Here is a 15615-nt window from a genome sequence, read left to right on the forward strand (position 1 = left end):
GTGTCGACGCTCTGGCCGGTCTTGTCGGTGGCCACGATCACGTCGCCGCCGTAGACGGGCAGGCCGCGGTAGCTGCGCTGGTAGCTCAGGTACTGCAGGCCGCGGGTGCCGGCGATGCTCCGTACCAGCTTGAACTCGTCATCGGCCGACTTGTACAGCGCCGCCGTGTCCCCGGCGAGGGCCTTGTCGGCGCTGGCGATGGCACTCTTGCTCTGCTGGGCGTTCGGCGGAGCGAACGCCGGCGGTGCGGGCTCCTGGGCCCGGACGGCCGCTGTGTCGGCCGCCGTGTTGGGCGCCGCCGAGGCGGCGGTGACCGCCGTCAGCGAGGTCGTGGTCATGGTGACCGCCGCGAGCACCGCGACGACCCCTGACCTCTTCCTGGGATTCACTCTTGGTGACTCCTCTGCATGGGGGGTGAAAGTCCGAAAGAACGGACCGGACCCCAAGCTGGCACCAAGAGCGCCTACGGAATACCCTCCAATTTTCTATAACTTAGAGATATAGATCGATCTCGGAAAAAGCCCCATTGAATGCGAAACCAGGCGTCAAGTATTGACGCCTGGTATGTATCAGCCGCTATGCCCGGCGATCACGGCAGAAAGCCGGGACCTCACCCGGGTCAGAGCGCGCCTCAGAAGGCGCGCGGGAGATGCCCGAGGCCGGGCCGGCGCAGCGGGAGCGAGTAGGTCTCACCGCGCATCAGGTAGTGCACGAGGTGGGACAGCCCCAGACGCCGGACGTTCCGCTGGAGATCCGTGAGCGAGGAGGTGAACGCCTCATAGTCGTCATAGTGAACGGTCAGCGCGGTGAACGGTTTGATCAGCCGGAGCCACTCGGCTCCCTGAACACCGTCCATCGTAACCAGCATGCCGAGGACGCGGGTGCCGCCGAGATGCACGATGCCCACGTCGATGTCCGGGAAGCGCCGTGGGATCTCCGACAGGCACGGGTGCATGATCGTGTCGCCGCTTATGTGGAGGCGCAGGTCCGTCCGTCCCCCGCCATCGGGCCCTCCGCTCCGACCCCTTCCGTCACCGCCGAGGTCACCACCCAAGTCACCGCTGACGTCACCGCTGAAGTCGAGGACACTGCCCATGACCGGCGGCAGGAGTCGCCGCGCGGGGCCCGGGGCGTGCCTGGCCGGTGTGGCGGTGATCTTCAGCTGCCGGTCTCCCCGGTGCACGCGGTGCTCCTGCCAGGTGTCCAGGCCGACGGCTCGGTGGAATCCCTGGCGCCGCAACCGCCGGGCCGCGTGGTGGGTGGTGACGATCGGCAGGTCCTTGTCCAGGCCGTCCCGGGCCACATCGTCCCAGTGATCACCGTGCATGTGAGACAGGACGACCAGGTCGATCGGGGGCAGTTCGTCGATGTCGATGGCCGGGTCGGTACGGCGACGCGTGCCGAGTCCCCAACCGAGGTGTGCCCGCTGACCGCGGTGGAGGAAGTTGGGGTCGGTCAGCAGGGTGAACCCGTGACAACGGATGATCATCGTGGCGTTTCCGATGAAGAACACGCTCGCGTCTGCTGAATCGGGCATCTCGTCCCCCCCTGCCTTCCGACAGAGCTACCCATATCGCTACAAATAACCTCGCTGCTCGTCGAATCACACGAGATCGCCGGCGAGCTCGAGCGAGAGACCGAGCTGTACGTAGAGCTCAAGCTGATCGAAGTAGTCGCGATACGTGATGACCAGTCCATCCTCCACCGCGCAGGCTCCGCACCCCCGGACGGCGATCCGGCGCCCGGTCCCGTCGAGAACCTCCCCCCGCGGCAGCAGGAAGGGACCGGTGTGCGTGCCGGTCATCGTCCATTCCGTGAACATGGGATCTTCGCACGTGACCTTGTGCCACACCGTGATGCCGAGGTCCGGGAATCCCTTGATCAGGTGCTCGAAGTACCAGGCGATCTCCCCGTGGCCCTCGGCCACCCCGATCGGGCTCACGAGGACGGCGTCCGAACTGAAGTGCCGTAAAGCCCGCTCCACATCGTGGTCGTTCAGCGCGCCCAACACCAGGTCCACGAGATCTCGAACATCGGGCATGTGATCCCCCCTCATGCCTCTATCCAAGCTATCGTGACCCGGCTCCGCCCCCCGTCGGCCGGTGACGGTCTCGAGTCCGCGGACTCGCCTTCGCGGACTCAGCCGAGCAGACGCCGCACCAGGAACCCGTCGACGGCGGACAGTGCGCGGACGATGTGCGGCATGAGGAAGGCCAGCGCCAGGCCGCTCACGGTGACGGCCACGCTCACCACGGGGTTCTCACCTCGCAGGTTGGCGGACCCGAGACCGATGGCATCGGGCGGGAGCAGCCAGACCCACAGCTGCGAGGTCGCCGCGGCGACCGCCGAGGTCCACCCCAGCAGGGCCACCACCGCGTTGACGATGCCGACCGGGAACATGACGAGGGTGTAGAGGCAGCTCTTCCACGCACGGCCACTCGCCGCGACACGGAGCATCTGCCGTACGGACTGCGGGCACACGGCGAGGTCGGCCCGGACCGTGGCGTCGAGGAGAGCACGCGCCCTGGCATGCTCGAACCGGCCGACGAGGGCGGCGCCGTTGAGCGTCAGGACGAGGAGTGCCAGACCTGCCCCGGCGAGGGGCGTCAGAGCCGCCGACAGCGTCAGCAACACGGTGAACCCGGAGAACAGGGCGATGGCGATGGGCAGATCGGCGAGAAGGTGCAGCGTCGCCTTCCACGTTCTGCCGCTCATCACCGTCCATTCGTCCCACTCATCGTCGACGACGTAATCGGCGGCTGCGGTGCTCAATTTCTCTCCTACTGGAGGATGTCTTCACTGGTCCCTCGGTTGGTCGCGGGCCTTGTTCAACGCCCGCAGGATGTCCTCCGGACTGCCGTTCTTCTCGACGTAGTCGGCCGCACCGGCGGCGAGCGCCGGTTCCCGGCTCGATCCGTCGATGCTCAACGCGACAACGTGATGGCCCGGCGACAGGCTCCTGATCAGGGCGATGCCGTCCTCACGTCTGGGCAGGAGCACGTCGACGATGACGACATCGACCCGATGAGCCGCCAGCACGGCGTGGGCCTCGCGCGTCGAGGCCACCGCGGCGACGACCTCGACGTCGGGGATCCCCGCGAGCAGCGTGGTCAGGGCCGCCCGCACCCGTGAATCGTCATCGACGAGCAGTATCGAAATCATCTGAGTGTCTCCCGTGTGCCGGCCCGGACGCGTGTGGCCCGCACCGACGGCTCCCCCGATCGGTCGACATGACGGTCGCCTTCCCCCCTTGGATGCTGGTTCGAGTGCTGAGGTTGTTTGGAGTTCTGGGCACGGCCGCGACGAGCGCGGTGTCCCCGGTAGCCGGCTGATGTCATGAACCACTCTCGTGCATCGGCGGCCCGTACGGATCGGCCCGACTGCCGTCAGCCCCTCGGCACTCCGGCCGCTCGGCTCCCGGCCGAATGACGTACGGCCGGAACGCGTACGCGAACCGTCGTGCCCGCCCCCGGACTGCTGACGATCTCCAGTCTTCCACCCACGGCCGCGGCCCGGTCACCCATGGTCCGCCGTCCCATCCGGCCTGGCGGCACCGCCTCCGGATCGAAGCCGCACCCGTTGTCAGTGATGCACACGACCAGGTCCGGGCCGTCTTCCCCGACCTGGATCCCGGCCTCGGCGGCGTTCGCGTGCTTCACCACGTTGTTCAGCGCCTCGATGGCGAGCCGGTAAAGGTGTTCCTCCGTCTCCGGCTCCAGTCGCGGCCGCCGGGGTGGGCCCGTCACCTCGATCGCGAGACCGGATCGGCCCTCGATCGCCGCCGCCTGCTTCCTCAGCGCGGCGACCAGTCCCTCCTCGGCCAGCGCACCGGGCCGCAGTTCGAAGATGAGCGCCCGCATCTCGGCGAGCGCGCCCTGGGTCAGCTCGCGCAGCCGCTCGACCTCACGCACCGCCGCGCCGTCCGGGTCGAGCCCGGCCGCGGTCAGGTGCCGCTGCGCCGCACGGGCGTGCAGTGTCATCGAGAACAGCGCCTGGCTCACCGAGTCGTGCAGTTCGCGGGCGAGACGCTGACGTTCGAGCAGCGTGGCGTTCTGCCGCGCCGTCCCGAACAGATCGGCGTTCTGTACGGCGACGGCCGCCTGATCGGCGAGCGCGGTGAGGAACACCTCGTCATCGTCGGCCGGCTCGGCTCCGGCGTGGAAACAGACGTGCAGCTCACCGAAGCAGCGCCCCTGGAACGTCAGCGGCACGACCGCGAGGTCGTCCCAGGGCGCGTCCGCCCAGAAAGGCCACATCGCGGCGAACCTCGGATCGGTCAGGTTCCGCCGCCGGAAATCACGCATCATCAACGTCGTACCGGGAGGTCGGCCGGGACCGGTGACGAGAGGGTGATCGCCGAAGGTCCGCCGCAGCGCGTCGGCGTAACCGGCCGGGAACGAGTCGTCCGCGTACGCCTCCGGGCCGAGGCCGTCGGCGCTTCCGGCGCCGGATCCGCGTAGGACGACGGAGGAACCCGCCGCACCCGGAAGCCCGCCGGCCGCCGTGTTCACCCCACGCAGAATGACCTCCAGCGGCTGGTCCACCGTCATCGCCGAGGCGAGCCGGGTGAACGCGCGAACACGCTGCTCAAGCCGTTCATGGGCGAAAACCCGCTCTGTGGCGTCGGTCGCGATGTCCACGAAGCCGACGACCTCGCCGTCACGGAACGTCGGAGCGAACACGAAATCCCAGTACGTCACGACGGACCGGTGGGTGAGCCTGAGCGCGGCCTGCCGTACCGTCTGCCCGGCGAAGACCGCGTCGAGCAGCGGCGCGAGTGACTCCTCCCCTTCGGGAATCAGCTCGTAGAGGTGCCGTCCCGGAGACGCGTAACCGTCGGGAACGCCCATGTAATGGGTGAGGAATCCGGTCCATGTCCGGTTGCAGCGGAGCAGCCGGGCCTCCGCGTCGAAGACGGCGATGCCCATCGGGACCCGGTCGAAGAAGATGTCGACGAGTTGCTCGTCCATCGAGCCCTCGATCGGGCGGGCCGGTTCGCTGTGCGGTGTCGCGGGAAGGCGGGCGCTGCGGACCGGGCGCGGCGCGGCGCTCACCTACGCGCTCCCCCAGCCCCGATCCCCCCGGCTTTCCCGGCGCCCGCTCCCCTGGCCGCGGTTTCCGTTCCCCCCGCCGTCACAAGGCCCTCCCTGACGGCCCACATGGCCGCCTGGGTTCGGCTGGCGAGACCGAGCTTGCCCAGGATGTTCGACACGTGGGTACGGGCGGTCCGCTCGGTCACGCCGAGGTGCGCGGCGATCTGCCGGTTGGTGCCGCCCCCGGCGACCAGGATGAGGACTTCCCGCTCCCGGGGCGTGAGCGACGCCACGGCCGAGGGCCGGGGTGAGCGCAGCGAGGCCGTGAGCGCCTTGGCCGCCGCGGGGTCGAGATGCACCTCACCGCGATGGGCGGCCCGGATGGCGTCGGCGACGTCCTCTGCGTCCGCGTCCTTGAGGAGATAACCTGCCGCGCCCGCCTCGAGCGCGGCCCGGATCTTGCTCTCCTCGAGGAAACTGGTCACGGCGACGACTTCCACATCCGGCCAGCGACGCTTGATCTCCGCGGTGGCCGTGATGCCGTCCATGTCGGGCATGAGCACATCCATGAGCACCACGTCCGGCAGCCCGTCCTGGTTCTCCATGACGGCCAGCTCATCGAGGGCGCGCCTGCCGTTGGAGGCCTGCCCGACCACCCGTATGCCCGGCTCGGTCTCCAGGTAGGCGGCGAGTCCCACTCGCACGATGGCGTGGTCGTCCACCAGGAAGACCGTTATCTCCGCCTCAGCCTGTTCCGGCATACACCGCTCCTCGAGGGTCTTACCGGATAAAGCGTGCCACACAGCCAGGATCCACGTCATCCACCCCGGTGTCCCCAATATGGAGCATCCGTACCAGTGCTCGTCGATGCTCAGCGGGGCACGACCTGCGCCCGCACACCCGGTAGATCGTCGAAAGCAGCGGACGCGTCCATCGTGATCACGATTCGTGCCGTGGCAGCGGCGGTCGCGGCGATCAGTAGATCGTACGCTCCCCGTGTCTTACCCAGGCGCCGGACGTGCGCCATCAGACGAGCGTGGACTCTGGCGACATCTGTCGTGTACTCCTCAACGGGAATGAGTGCGAGGACCTCGTCCACGAACGCCTGGCGCTGTGGACGACGAACCTCGTCCGCCATTTCTACGCCGACAAGCAGTTCCGCCACCGTTATGGCCGCGATCGCCACGTCATCGTCGTCTCCGATCACCTCGTCCAACGAGCCCCTGCCGCGTTCCGCGGCGATGAGCACCCCGGTGTCCAGGATCAGGCGTCGGGCCACGCATCCCTCATCTCATCGTCGGTCGCATCCCGCGCTGCCGCGACATCGGACTCGAAGTCGGCGTCCAACGACCCCGCGCTCCTGGCCAGGAAGGCCTTCACCATGCGGCCCGGTGCCGTGGGGGCGGGACCGATCACCGCGATCCGCCGTCCGCCACGGGTGACCACGATCGTCTCTCCTCGCTCGGCCTCATCGAGAACGACCGCGAAACTACGAGAGGCCTCGGTTGCAGTCATCACCTTCACAGCAATCAGATTATCTGATAAACCGAGCGTAGCGCGATACCGCGCTCCGCCATTGGTTGCGGCATCCAGGCCCTCCACGCGGTCGGGCTCCGCCTGGCCGCCCTCATCGCCGTCCGTCCCCTGCCGTTTCAATAGGCGGTGCTCATCGCGGCGCGGACCTCGTCGAGGGTGGTCTCGGCGATGGCGTTGGCCCGCTCGTTGCCGTCGCGCAGGACCTGGCGGACATAGCCGCGGTCTTCGGCGAGTTGCGTACGGCGGAGCCGTACCGGCGCCAGGTATTCGTTGACGGCCTCGGTGACCAGGCTTTTCAGGGCGGCGGCTCCCCGGCCGCCGATGTCCTGGGCGACCAGATGAGGATCACGGCCGAGACACAGTGCGGCCAGCAGGACCAGGCTGGAGACCTCGGGGCGGGTGGCGGGCTCGTAGGTGATGTGCCGGCCCGGGTCGGTCTTTGCGCCGCGGATCAGCCTGGCCGTCTCGTCCGCGCTCGCCGCCAAGGTGATGGCGTTGCCTCGGCTCTTGCTCATCTTGGCGCCGTCGGTGCCCAGCAGCAGCGGAGCGGCCGACAACAGGGCCTCGGGCACGGGGAACAGTGTGGCCCCGCCGTCGCCGTACCGCCTGTTGAAGCGGCGGGCGATGGTGCGGGTGACCTCCAGGTGCGGCAACTGATCCTGGCCGACCGGAACCAGGTTCGCCTTGCAGAAGAGGATGTCGGCCGCCTGGTGCACCGGGTAGGTGAACATCAGCCCGCTGACGGAGGACTGGCGGGATTGGGAGATCTCTTCCTTGACCGTGGGATTGCGGTTCAACTCCGCGACCGAGATCAGGCTGAGGAACGGCACGAGCAACTGGTTCAGCGCCGGGATCGCGCTGTGGGCGAAAATCGTCGATCGGTCCGGGTCGATGCCGATCGCCAGGTAGTCCAGCACCAGGTCCGCCACGTGCTCGGTGAGCCGGTCGGCGACGTCGCGATCGGTGAGGACCTGGTAGTCCGCGATGACCACCATGGTCTCCACCCCCAGTTCCTGCAGGCGCACCCGGTTGTGGAGAGTGCCGAAGTAGTGCCCGAGATGCAGCCGCCCGGTCGGACGGTCCCCGGTCAGCACCCGGAAGCGCCCGGGGTCCTTGCGGATCGATTCCTCCAGTACGGCACTGCGGCGCCGGGCGGCGGGCACTCCGAGTTCTTCCGCGGAAACCGAAACATCGGCTGCGGTGGTGGCATCGAGATGAGTGGTCATCCGGCTCTCCTGTTCGTCAAGTGGTCTGCCGTCTCAGATGGCGACCCCCTTGACCGGGGAGAACACGAAGGGCCGTCCATCCGAACGGCCCGATCATGTACGCGTGTGAGATGGCCGCTCCTAGAAGGAGCGCCACCAGTTCAGACACAGCGCACGATTCATGCGATCAGCATAACGTCATCGCGGCGAACTTGTCCCTCACGGGCGCCGCTGGCGGGGTAGGTGTACGCGGTCGTCGCTGCGAATGACCTGATAGCCCTCTTCCTCCAGGTAGCCGATGGCGGTCGTCATGTCCCGACGAATCGCCGCTTTCAGTTGCATCTCATGAAACCTGCTGCGCCCCGGTTCGATGGCCCGTTGCCAGCCGGGCTTGCCGGGCACGATGCCCTCAATGACGAGAAACTCGACGACGTCTTCCAGACACCAGCGGAACCGGCGGTGACCTGCGGGAAAGTGAAGCCGCTGAAGGCCGCGTTCGAGGAGATCGCCACCCCGCATCCGCAGCACCGGCGAATCGCCGTACACCTGGATGTGCGCCTCCGGATAGCCGTCGGCCTTGTCGCGCTCATAGTCGAAGTGGCACAGGCAAAATTTCCCGTCCGGGTCCCCATAGATCGCAATGAAGGAGGACAGGACGGTGAGATATTCGCCTTCAGGGTCGTAGCAGAACCGGAAGGACAGCTCCATCCACGCGCGTACCGGACTCCCCACGCCGACGCAGAGCGGGAAGGGCTCACCGGCGAGGCCGGTCCTGCTCAGACCTCTCCCGACGATGACTTCGTTGCGCCGCCTGGGTGAGGCCATCGCGGAAATCTTGACGTTGTCGCAGACGCTGGTGTTGAGGGTGCGCTGAACGTGCTCGCAGAACTTGCGGGCTTCCTGGTGGATCTTCCGAGCGTCAGTATTCGCGGACGAGGAGCCAGACCTTGCGGTGCCTGAGGGAGTCGAACCGGCGTTCTTTAGCCTGTCGTGCCAACTCGTCATAGGTGACCCCGAGTTCCTCGAGCATCCGCCGCGTCGCGGCTTCGTACTCCTCGGCCGTCAACTCGATGACCTCCACATCGGGCTGCTCGTGTGCCACCCGCTGGAGCAGTGCCATGACGACTTCCCTTCCGGTGCTCGACAAGCCGCCCGAATCCGTGTTTTACCGCCAAACTGACCTCGACCTACCAAGAACCAGTCTCACCCACGGTCCCCTAGAGATCACTCTAAGTGTTTCCCGCGGCAGGCCAACCCTATGCCAAAGTGTTGCGGATCGTTGGGTAACAACTCAATGAAGCTGGAGCCCCGCCCACGGGAGTCCTGCCGACCACGCATCGGCGAACTCAGCGGGGCACGGCCCGCTCCGTCGTCGCGTCGTACCGTCTGAACGCGGTGACCGCGAACCCCGTCACCAGCACGAGGACGGCGCAGACCAGGCCGCCGCCCGCCCAGGCGGGAACCAGCCCGAACGCGCTCGCGCTCGCCCCCGCCCGCAGATCGCCGAGGCGGGGTCCCCCCGCCACCACCACCATGAACGCTCCCTGCATGCGGCCGCGTAACTCGTCGGGGGCGTACGTCTGCAGGATCGTCTGACGCCACACGGCCGAGGCCAGGTCGGCAGCACCGCCCATCGCGAGCAGGACCACCATCAGCCACAGCGACTCGGCGAACGCCGCCGCCGACACCGTGACTCCCCAGAACGCGATCACGAGCGTCAGCGCCACGCCCTGTCTGCGGACCCGGCCGACCCAGCCGGAGAACAGGCCCGCCACGACCGACCCGATCGGGATGGCCGCGGAAAGCCAGCCGAAGGCGACCGCCGACCCGGCGAATCCCCCCGCCGCCATCTCCGATCCGGCGAATCTCTCCACAGCCATCTCGGGGAACAACGCCCGCGGCATCGCGAACGCCATGGCGATGATGTCCACCACGAACGACATCAGCACGATCGGCTTGGTGGCGATGTAACTGAGGCCCTCGAAGACCGACCGCAGGCCCGGCCGGGAGATCTCACCCAGCGGATCCAACCGCGGCAGCCGTACGGCGGCGTAGAACCCGGCGCTGAACAGGATCGCGTCGATCAGATACGCCGTGGCGTACCCGCCTTTCGCGAGCACGACCCCCGCCAGCAGCGGCCCGAGGACCGAGCCGATGCTGCTCACCAGGAAGTTCAGCGTGTTGGCCGCGGCCACCCGCTCGGGCGGGACGAGACGGGGAATGATCGCGCCACGGGTCGCCGAGGAGATCGCGAACCCGATCGACTGCACGGCTACGGCGAGGAGGATGAGGTAGCCGTTCCCCAGCCCGGACCAGGCATGGAACAGCAGGGCGAACGTGGCGATCCAGGCCACCGACGACCCGATGAGCAACAGTCGGCGGCGGTCGACCGCGTCGGCGACGGCACCGCCCCACAGCCCGAAGACGACCAGGGGGACGAGGCTGACCGGGCCGATGAAGCCCACCCAGAGCGACGAACCGGTGATCTCGAACATCTGGCCGCTGACCGCCACGGCGGTCAGCTGAAAGCCGATGAACGACACACCCTGCCCCAACAGCAGCCGTCGGTACGCCGGAACGCGCAGCGGCCGGGTGTCGAGAGCGAGTCGTTTCAGGCCTGATCGGACCCCGGCCATCCCACCTCCCCGTTTTCGGGCGGCAACATTACCCGCCCGAATCAGATGCCTTCGCCGGAGGTGTCCCCCGGGAGGATCATAAACGCTCTTGATCAGCTGACCGCCTGGGACGGCGCCGGAACCGTGGCCTCGACCGGGGCCCGCAGCCTGCGGACACCAGGGGAGAGCAGCGCGGCGAGCGAGGCGAGCACGACGATCAACGCGCAGCCGATCAGCGCGGGCCTCGGGCCGAACGCGATCGCGACCGGCCCGGCCACCAGCAGCCCGATCGGGCCGAACATCAGGGATCCGAGCGCGTCGTAGGAACTCACCCGCGACAGGGACTCGGCCGGGATCTCCCGCTGCATCGTGGTGCTCCACAGCACACCGAAGATGTCGAAGCAGACTCCCATCACGACCGCTCCGAGGACCACGGTCCACAGCGGCGCGGCCACACCGAGCAGCAGGTACGGCAGAGCGGTGGGCAGGGTGAGGAGCGTCGCGACCAGGATGGGGCGCCGGGGCCGCAGCCGGAGCGTGAAAACGACACCGACGATCATGCCGACGGCCTCCCCCGTCAGGACGGCCGCCCAGGCCGGCGCCCCGCCCAGGTGCTGCTTGGCGACCAGCGGGCCCAGCACGCCGTGCGCCGCCTCAACCGCCATCAGCAGGATCGAGAACTGCGCGACCACCACCCACAGCCACTGCCGGGAGACGAACTCGCGCCAGCCGTCGCGCAGGTCGGCCAGCACCGACCGCCCGGCGTCGCCGGAGCGTTCCGACGGAGTGAGACGCAGCATCGTGATCAGCAGGCCGGCCACGGCGAACATCACGCCACTGGCCGCCAGCGCCCAGCCTCCGCCGAGCAGTACGACAGCGATCCCGCTGAGGACGAGGCCGGCGACCCGGGAGATGTTGGCGCCGAGGCCCAACAGGGCGTTGGCGGTCTGCAACCGGCCGGCTGGGATGACGTCGGGGATGATGCCGGTGAGCGCGGGATACATGACGGCGCTGGCCACGCCGCTGACCGCGCTGGCCGACACCAGGGCCGGGAGCGGCGTCCACCCGGTGAGCATCATCCCGGCCAGGCAGAAGTACGCGATCGCGTTGAATGTCTCACCGGCCATCATCACGCGGTGACGCGGCATCCGGTCCGCGATCACACCACCGATGAGCATGAAGCCCACCATCGGCAGGGCCTGCGCCGCGAGGACCACCGACAGCGTCGTCGCCGATGCCCCCGGCAGTGCGAGGACGCCGAATGCGAGCGCCACCGGGGCGAAGGCGCTGCCCAGCACCGACACGGTCCGGGCCGAGAGCAGCAACGCGAAGCGCCGCTCCCGGAGTATGCCGAGATCACGACGGAGACTGGGCACGGCCGATCCTCGCTGAAGGCGGAAGGGAACGGTCCATGCTCTCCTCCGCCGGGGCACCCTGTCACCTGGTTAAGGCGCGGGCGTCCGCCGCCTGGTTTCGGACCGGCCTTCGCTGGGCAGCGGAAGATCGGCCGCCAGGTGTCTGTCCGTAGATGAGACGCTTGGCGGCAGGCCATGTGTTCGGTGTGCCGGGGTCCGGTATCGGGTGGTGGCGTGGACGCTTATAGTTCTCAACTGGAGTGCCTGACTTTCATCAGCGTGAGTGACACTCCGGGGTAGGTGAGGAGGGATGTCCTCTTTCTGCTCTGGGTCTGCTCTGGACCGGCTCCGCACCGGCTCGACGGCGGCACCGCGCCCTGGGGTCGCGTCCCGCGGAGGGTGGCAGGCGGTTCAAGTGGGTGGAGGTGACGACATTTCGCACTCGACTCCCATCGCCGTGTCATCCGATGGCGTCGACCCGTCTCGGGATTCCGATCTCGCCAAGCGCCTCGAGACCCGGCTGGCCCACACCGAGCGCCTGGGCAATCTCGGCTGGGCCCGCTGGGGCATCGGCGACGGCGACGCCGACTGGTCCGACCAGCTCTACGTGATCCACCGGATGGACCCGGCCGGCGGACCGCTCGACCTTGAGGGATACCGGGCGATCGTTCATCGTGACGACCTGCCGGTCTTCGACGACGCCATGACGGTCCTGGAGGAGGAGGACGGGCCGCACGAGTTCGAGTTCCGGATCCGTGTCGGCGACGCCTCACGCCTGATAGTCGCCAGGGCGGAGACGGTTCGGGACGCCGCCGGTGGCCTGGTCGAGGTCCACGCGGTCCTCCAGGACATCACGGACTGGCGGCGGACCGCCGACCAACTCGCCGTGGTCAGCCAACGGCTGGAGGAGGAGTCGCAGCTCACAGCCCGTCTCCAGGACATCATCCTGCCCGTGCAGGATGAGCCGTTCACCGTGCCCGGCCTGCGGGTCGCCACGCGCTACGATCCGGCCGAGACGGCTCCGCTCGGCGGCGACTGGTTCCAGGCGATCCGCATGGACGACGACGAGGCGCTGCTCGCCGTGGGCGACGTCGCCGGACACGGTCTCGCCGCCGCCTCAGCCATGGCCAAACTCCGTCACGCGATAACCGGACTGGCCTTCGCGCACCACGAACCGGACCAGATCCTGGTGGCGCTGAACCGGTTGCTGCGCCGGATGCGTCCCGACGTGCTGGCCACGGCCGTCGTCGCCCATTACCGGAGCACGGATCGGGTGCTGACCTGGTGCCACGCCGGGCACCCCCCGATGCTGCTGGTCCGGGGGGACGAGGTGGAGCGACTCCATCATCCCGGCGTGCTGCTCGGCGTCTTCGAGGACGTCGAGTACACCTGCGCGAGCATCCGGCTCGAGCCGGACGACCTCCTGTTGATGTTCACCGACGGCCTCATCGAACGTCCCGGCCGCGACCTCTTCGAGGGGCTGGACGCCCTGAGCGCCACCATCACCCAGATAGTGCGGGCGGCACCGCGTGACCGGTTGTCCACGATCATGGGCGGCCTGGTGCCCAGCAACACCAGCGACGACACCTGCATTCTGGTCGCCCGCGTAACACCGAACACCCTGGAAGTGTCTTGATGCCAGATCCTCACATCTCGACCGCCAAGACGAAGTTCGCCGCAGAACGCGACGGCGACATCGGAGTGCTGACGATCCAGGGCACTCTCGACTACACCACGCACAACCTGGTCGCCGAATTCTTCGACCGAGCGTTCGCCGAGTACGGCCCGAGCCTCGTCGTCGATCTGCTGGACATCGACTTCCTCGACTCCAGGGCGACCGGGCTGCTCATCGCCTGCTGGAAACGCGCGGTGGACGAGGGCGGCAGGTTGTCAGTGGTGGCGCTGGAGCGGGGAGCGACCCGAGTCCTGTGGATAGCGGGGCTGACGGCGCACATCCCGGTCTTCTCCACGAGGGGAGAGGCGCTGGCGAGCGCCCGGCCCCCCGACGACGTCTGAGGGACGGCACACGCGTACGGCACAGGCCGCGCATATGAGACCGCCAAGGTAGTGCCGAGTCCCTGCGGGTAACCCTCCCAGAAAGCTGTCCGGGTTGGGGGGAAGTCATGAAACGTGTCCTTTTCGGCGCGGCGACCCTGCTGGGCACCGGAGCGGCGGTGGCACGGTGGCTCGCTGCACGAGGCCGCGCGCCGGTCGCGACCAAGGACCCGAAGGAGTCACTGCGCTGGCTGGGGGTCACGATCAACCTCCCGCGTGAGGAGGTCATGCCGGACGGCGTGCCGCCGCGGCCGCTGTCCCGGCTCGACGTCGAGGTGCGGGCGGAGCAGGCCCCCGGGGATCGGGGCACCGAGCTCTACGCCCGGCCCCGCCGTGCCGTACCGACCGGCCCCATGGCCATCCTGGGCCGTCTGCGCGGGACGGATCCCCGGCAGGAGGTGCGCAAGGCGCTTCGCGACGCGAAGTCCATCCTCGAAACCGGAGAGGTGCTCCGCCCCGAGCCGGAACTCGCCGGCATCCAGAAGACGAAGACCGCGCTGACCGCGCCGAAGTCACGGGCGGAGAGCATCGCCCAGCCCGTACGGGCCGACCGGTCCGGAGAGCGTCGTCAGCCCGGCCTGCGCGACAGGGTCCTCACGCTGGCGGCCCGACGAGCACCGGGGGAGGGACGACTGTGAAGGCACTGTGCTGGCAGGGCGTCGACGAACTCACGGTCGAGCAGGTGCCCGACCCGCGGATCCTGAACGCCCAGGACGCGATCATCAAGGTCGTCGCGAGCACCACGTGCGGCTCCGACCTGCATCTGCTCGGTGGCTACGTCCCGATGATGAAGTCGGGAGACGTCATCGGACACGAGTTCCTCGGCGAGGTGGTCGAGGTCGGCTCGGAGGTGCGCCGGCGCAGGCCCGGGGAGCGCGTCGTGGTGTGCTCGATCATCGGATGCGGACGGTGCTGGCCATGCCGGCACGACATGTGGTCGCTGTGCGAGAACAGCAATCCCACGTCCGGCATCACCGATCTTCTCTGGGGCGGCTCGACCGCCGGGATTTACGGCTACTCCCATGCGATGGGCGGCTTCCGGGGCAGTCACGCCGAGTACATCCGGGTTCCCTTCGCGGACCACAACGCCTTCCCGGTGCCCGACGACGTCGAGGACATGGACGCGCTGTTCGCCTCCGACGCCGTGCCGACCGGCTGGATGGGCGCCGATCTCGGCGGTGTACGTCCCGGCGACGTGGTGGCGGTCTGGGGCTGCGGCGCGGTCGGTCAGATGGCCGCGCGTGCCGCCGTACTGCTCGGCGCCGAGCGGGTCATAGCGATCGACCGATACCCGGAGCGGCTGCGCATGGTGGAACGGCAGGCCGACTGCGAAGTGATCGACTACACGTCGACCGACGTCGACGCGGAGCTGCGTGAACGCACGGGCGGCCGGGGACCGGACGTCTGCATCGAGGCCGTCGGCCTGGAGGCGGACAGCGCCGGGCCGATGCGGGTCTACGACGAGGTCAAACAGCAGCTCCACCTGGAGCAGGACCGGCCCATCGCGGTACGGGAGGCCATCCACGCCTGCCGCAAGGGCGGGTCCGTCTTCGTGCTGGGGGTCTTCACCGGCTTCGTCGACAAGTTTCCGCTCGGCGCGCTGATGAACAAGGGGCTGACGCTGCGCGGGGCGCAGCAGCACGGGCAGCGGTACATCCCCATGCTGCTCGACCGGATCTCCAAGGGAGAGCTCAAACCCGCCCAGATGGCGACGCACACGATGACGCTGGACGACGGGCCCAGGGGCTACGACATGTTCAAGCACAAGAAGGACGGGTGCGTGCGGGTGGTGTTCCGGCCCTCCTGATCGCAGGAA

At 68.4% G+C, this 15615-nt stretch carries 17 protein-coding genes and 1 pseudogene; 4 read left to right on the forward strand and 14 right to left on the reverse strand.

Annotation, left to right across the window (positions count from 1 at the left end):
- The 14 genes and pseudogenes from ACFHYQ_RS22170 to ACFHYQ_RS22235 form a co-directional block, all read right to left on the reverse strand.
- Nucleotides 1-389: pseudogene (locus tag ACFHYQ_RS22170) on the reverse strand (peptidase M28); the annotation flags it as partial.
- Nucleotides 390-631: 242 nt separating this feature from the next.
- Complete coding sequence (locus tag ACFHYQ_RS22175) at nt 632-1537, reverse strand: MBL fold metallo-hydrolase (protein WP_394303054.1); 906 nt, start codon at nt 1535-1537, stop codon at nt 632-634.
- Nucleotides 1538-1603: 66 nt separating this feature from the next.
- The gene (locus ACFHYQ_RS22180) at nt 1604-2041 is read right to left on the reverse strand and encodes an ester cyclase (RefSeq protein ID WP_394303055.1); all 438 of its coding nucleotides are present in this window, start codon (nt 2039-2041) and stop codon (nt 1604-1606) included.
- Nucleotides 2042-2139: 98 nt separating this feature from the next.
- Nucleotides 2140-2772, reverse strand: a complete 633-nt coding sequence (locus tag ACFHYQ_RS22185) for a sensor domain-containing protein (protein WP_394303056.1) — start codon at nt 2770-2772, stop codon at nt 2140-2142.
- 24 nt (nt 2773-2796) lie between these two features.
- Nucleotides 2797-3162, reverse strand: coding sequence for a response regulator (locus tag ACFHYQ_RS22190; protein ID WP_394303057.1), 366 nt, complete (start codon nt 3160-3162; stop codon nt 2797-2799).
- Nucleotides 3163-3386: 224 nt separating this feature from the next.
- Nucleotides 3387-5054: a PAS domain-containing sensor histidine kinase gene (locus ACFHYQ_RS22195; RefSeq protein ID WP_394303058.1), complete on the reverse strand. Its 1668-nt coding sequence runs from the start codon at nt 5052-5054 to the stop codon at nt 3387-3389.
- A complete protein-coding gene (locus tag ACFHYQ_RS22200; RefSeq protein ID WP_394303059.1) occupies nt 5051-5794 on the reverse strand; it encodes a response regulator in 744 nt (247 codons plus the stop codon). Before ACFHYQ_RS22200 ends, ACFHYQ_RS22195 begins: the two co-directional genes overlap by 4 nt.
- A gap of 110 nt (nt 5795-5904) precedes the next feature.
- Complete coding sequence (locus tag ACFHYQ_RS22205; RefSeq protein ID WP_394303060.1) at nt 5905-6312, reverse strand: PIN domain-containing protein; 408 nt, start codon at nt 6310-6312, stop codon at nt 5905-5907.
- A complete protein-coding gene (locus ACFHYQ_RS22210; RefSeq protein WP_394303061.1) occupies nt 6297-6548 on the reverse strand; it encodes a type II toxin-antitoxin system Phd/YefM family antitoxin in 252 nt (83 codons plus the stop codon). The genes ACFHYQ_RS22205 and ACFHYQ_RS22210 overlap by 16 nt, the downstream gene beginning before the upstream one ends.
- Nucleotides 6549-6685: 137 nt before the next feature.
- Complete coding sequence (gene trpS / locus ACFHYQ_RS22215) at nt 6686-7795, reverse strand: tryptophan--tRNA ligase (protein WP_394303062.1); 1110 nt, start codon at nt 7793-7795, stop codon at nt 6686-6688.
- 198 nt (nt 7796-7993) lie between these two features.
- On the reverse strand, nt 7994-8599 hold the full coding sequence (locus ACFHYQ_RS22220) for a hypothetical protein (RefSeq protein ID WP_394303063.1): 606 nt from the start codon (nt 8597-8599) through the stop codon (nt 7994-7996).
- 94 nt (nt 8600-8693) lie between these two features.
- Entirely contained in the window at nt 8694-8894 is a 201-nt protein-coding gene (locus tag ACFHYQ_RS22225) for a hypothetical protein (RefSeq protein WP_204018625.1), read from the reverse strand.
- A gap of 226 nt (nt 8895-9120) precedes the next feature.
- Nucleotides 9121-10410, reverse strand: a complete 1290-nt coding sequence (locus tag ACFHYQ_RS22230) for an MFS transporter (RefSeq protein ID WP_394303064.1) — start codon at nt 10408-10410, stop codon at nt 9121-9123.
- 92 nt (nt 10411-10502) lie between these two features.
- Nucleotides 10503-11765: an MFS transporter gene (locus tag ACFHYQ_RS22235; RefSeq protein ID WP_394303065.1), complete on the reverse strand. Its 1263-nt coding sequence runs from the start codon at nt 11763-11765 to the stop codon at nt 10503-10505.
- 436 nt (nt 11766-12201) lie between these two features.
- Here ACFHYQ_RS22235 and ACFHYQ_RS22240 point away from each other — a divergent pair, with 436 nt between their 5' ends.
- The 4 genes from ACFHYQ_RS22240 (at nt 12202) to ACFHYQ_RS22255 (ending at nt 15606) form a co-directional block, all read left to right on the forward strand.
- Nucleotides 12202-13380, forward strand: coding sequence for a PP2C family protein-serine/threonine phosphatase (locus ACFHYQ_RS22240; protein ID WP_394303066.1), 1179 nt, complete (start codon nt 12202-12204; stop codon nt 13378-13380).
- Entirely contained in the window at nt 13380-13760 is a 381-nt protein-coding gene (locus ACFHYQ_RS22245) for an STAS domain-containing protein (protein WP_394303067.1), read from the forward strand. Before ACFHYQ_RS22240 ends, ACFHYQ_RS22245 begins: the two co-directional genes overlap by 1 nt.
- A gap of 107 nt (nt 13761-13867) precedes the next feature.
- Complete coding sequence (locus ACFHYQ_RS22250) at nt 13868-14437, forward strand: hypothetical protein (RefSeq protein ID WP_394303068.1); 570 nt, start codon at nt 13868-13870, stop codon at nt 14435-14437.
- Nucleotides 14434-15606: a zinc-dependent alcohol dehydrogenase gene (locus tag ACFHYQ_RS22255; RefSeq protein ID WP_394303069.1), complete on the forward strand. Its 1173-nt coding sequence runs from the start codon at nt 14434-14436 to the stop codon at nt 15604-15606. Before ACFHYQ_RS22250 ends, ACFHYQ_RS22255 begins: the two co-directional genes overlap by 4 nt.
- Nucleotides 15607-15615: the final 9 nt, after the last annotated feature.

The organism is Sphaerimonospora cavernae, from assembly GCF_042435035.1.
GTDB classification, from domain to species: Bacteria; Actinomycetota; Actinomycetes; order Streptosporangiales; family Streptosporangiaceae; genus Sphaerimonospora; species Sphaerimonospora cavernae.